Source organism: Methanospirillum sp. (assembly GCF_035560735.1).
Taxonomy (GTDB): domain Archaea; phylum Halobacteriota; class Methanomicrobia; order Methanomicrobiales; family Methanospirillaceae; genus Methanospirillum.
The window spans coordinates 1-2,014 of the sequence record NZ_DATMYY010000231.1 but is presented as its reverse complement, the minus strand read 5'-3'; the positions used below and the strand labels follow the sequence as shown (position 1 = coordinate 2,014).

Annotated in this window: 3 protein-coding genes; all 3 read right to left on the bottom strand. The window is 46.2% G+C overall.

All coding sequences use genetic code 11. The features are described from left to right. Positions 1 to 540: 540 nt before the first annotated feature. Genes VN429_RS06665 through VN429_RS06655 form a run of 3 tightly spaced genes read right to left on the bottom strand, consistent with a single transcriptional unit; the run spans position 541 to position 1,867 of the window. Positions 541 to 783, bottom strand: coding sequence for a hypothetical protein (locus VN429_RS06665; RefSeq protein WP_325631222.1), 243 nt, complete (start codon positions 781 to 783; stop codon positions 541 to 543). After that, positions 780 to 1,328: a hypothetical protein gene (locus VN429_RS06660; RefSeq protein WP_325631220.1), complete on the bottom strand. Its 549-nt coding sequence runs from the start codon at positions 1,326 to 1,328 to the stop codon at positions 780 to 782. The genes VN429_RS06665 and VN429_RS06660 overlap by 4 nt, the downstream gene beginning before the upstream one ends. A 29-nt stretch (positions 1,329 to 1,357) precedes the next feature. Next, a complete protein-coding gene (locus VN429_RS06655; RefSeq protein ID WP_325631217.1) occupies positions 1,358 to 1,867 on the bottom strand; it encodes a hypothetical protein in 510 nt (169 codons plus the stop codon). Positions 1,868 to 2,014 lie beyond the last annotated feature (147 nt).

Here is a 2,014-nt window from a genome sequence, read left to right as displayed (position 1 = left end):
ATAATTGGGTGGTTACATGAAGTTTTGAGGGAAAAATCTTCAACTGTCAAATACAGTTACCCGATGAAATTCGAGTAAAATCTGATCATGATAGTGGATCAGCTCATTGAGTCCCGGAAGTCAAAGTGGCAAAGTTAGGTTCTAAAAGGATGAGTGAAAATATGAAGAGAGATAATCGCTTTGTTTCACCACCTGGAACGTTAGAATTTACCGGGAAAAAGAAAGTTGTTACTAATGAGGATATTAAAACCGCTCACCAGACCTTTGATTCAATCTCCAAAGAATTGAACTTAACTCATATAGACAATACAGAACTTGAACTAATCAGAGCAAGAAAGAAACAGCAATCCGGGTCACCTGCTACCGCTCAACATAAGTTTCAATACCTCTTTTTATCCCATACTCATTTGTGACTCCCTGGTTCTGACGAATTCAGAAAAACCAAAACACTCCACCCCGGTCTCAAGCCACAACCTAACCAATCTCTAAAAAAAAGTATACCCGGAATGTGTGAAAAAATCGGGAAATTATATCCCACCATCACCACCGGATCCATCTCACAAGACCACTCACATGACTCAAATGATCCATGGACACCCCGGCCAGAACCATCGGGTCTACCCGGATCTCTCCATCCTCTTCAGTAATAGACTCTGCAACGATCCCGGCAAACTCAAGTGAAACCTCTGCCAGTGAGAGATACTGCCGGTATACGAGATATGCTGCTGCCCCGTTTATGACAGCAAACCCACATCCGATACCGGCAATCAGTTCAGCAATCACAGTCTCCCCCCGTACCTGATCATATCCTGAACCGACATATTCCCTGATACAAACCCCCGGCTGCCAAGAGAACGATTACTCTCACTCTGCGAACCCAGAACCAGGAGTCCGGTTCCGTTCGCTGATGTCTGCCCGGACAGCCCATTGCCAACCTGCCGAACAGTGTCAACCTCACCCTTGATGATACCTGATGAATACACTGAAACCTTTCCATCATTCAGATCATCCGGACTGCGAAGCAGAGCACAGACCCGGTTCAGATCAGAACCCTTCCAGATTGCAGAAGCAAAATCACTAAACAGCATAGGACCGGCTGACCTGACTATAAGGTCTGACTCAGTCTCATCACTACCGGAAACTGACCGGTGAACCTCTGCCTTATCTGATGCCATCACCCTGGATGCAAACGAACCATTCTCATCTGATCCTGCAGATGCAAGCATAACAGATCCATCAGTACTGATAGTTGTTGCAAGATAATCAGCACCGGCAAGCCCTGAAATGACAAGACAGATCAGAGCAATAGCTAGATATTCTCCTTTCATACTCCCCCCGGATATGAAAAAAGAAGAGATCATGCCAGGATGGCAACCGTATCAGCCCAGGTCTCAAGACCGGTCCTGATAGCATCGTTCTCGTAACTTGAGAGCGTGACACTGTCCCTCTTGAATGTCACAGAGTAGAGTTCTCCGTTGTTGTGATGTGCCTTGATAGTGCAACTGAACGAGTCTTCTGATGAATCACGGGATGCTGACACACCGGTGCCCATTCCACTGGTGATCGCAGCATTCCCGGTGATCTGAGTCACTGCGGTATTGACAGCTGCCATAGACGGTCCCCGTACCGGAATGGATCCAACTGTCTTTGCCTCAACATTCTCATAGACAATGGTTGCAGCATATGCTTCCTTTGTCTTCTCAACTGCCGGCTTTGCAACACCTGCAGATTCGTACGCTGTGCATCCCCATGGATTGTTTTCAATAATATCCTGGATCAGTGCACTGAACGCGGCATAATCTGCGATTGGCGTGGCAAGTTTTCGAGCTGCTGATTTTACAACACTTTTCTGTGTGAAATCCCCCATTGTTTTCCCCCATGTCGCCTGACAAGCGACACTATGTGGTATGTCGTATATATATGAATTTTTTCAGGTGGGGTCGAAATAGCACATATATCAGTGTCCGTTTAAAGATCCAGGCTCTGATAAGAGCACTACTGCTGCAATCTATAT

What these genes read in the sequence shown, in the direction of transcription:
- VN429_RS06655 (WP_325631217.1), bottom strand. Translation starts at nt 1,867, where the DNA reads ATGGGGGATTTCACACAGAAAAGTGTTGTAAAATCAGCAGCTCGAAAA.
- VN429_RS06660 (WP_325631220.1), bottom strand. Translation starts at nt 1,328, where the DNA reads ATGAAAGGAGAATATCTAGCTATTGCTCTGATCTGTCTTGTCATTTCA.